The 301-nt window shown below is 66.8% G+C and carries 1 pseudogene; it reads right to left on the bottom strand.

The annotated features are described in order from the left end of the window. A pseudogene (locus QP415_RS11355) lies at window positions 1-301 on the bottom strand (thiol reductant ABC exporter subunit CydC); the annotation flags it as partial.

Below are 301 nucleotides of genomic sequence, written 5' to 3'. Positions count from 1 at the left end.
GAATGTCGTGCGGCTCAGGGGTTGCTTCATCCTCGAGAAGGGCACAGATGCGGGTCGCAGCCTGGGCGCTTCGCACCAACTGTGCAGCGGCGGGGGTTAGCTCGGCGACTCCCTCGAAAGACGACAGTGGGACAAGGACGATGACGGCGAGGAGTACCTGAGCGAGAGCGCCCGATGTGGTCTGTGGAATGCCGATCAGCAGAGCGCCGATGACGGCTGCGCCCATCGCGCACACGTCGAGGCCTCGAGCCAGCGCAGACAGACGCGCCGAGCGGGCCAGAGCGGCGGACAGGTGGCTCTC

Origin of the sequence: Pauljensenia sp. UMB3104, assembly GCF_030217285.1 — a bacterium.
Lineage (GTDB): Bacteria > Actinomycetota > Actinomycetes > Actinomycetales > Actinomycetaceae > Pauljensenia.
The sequence above is the reverse complement of the archived record's forward strand: the minus strand, read 5'-3'. Positions and strand labels throughout refer to the sequence as shown.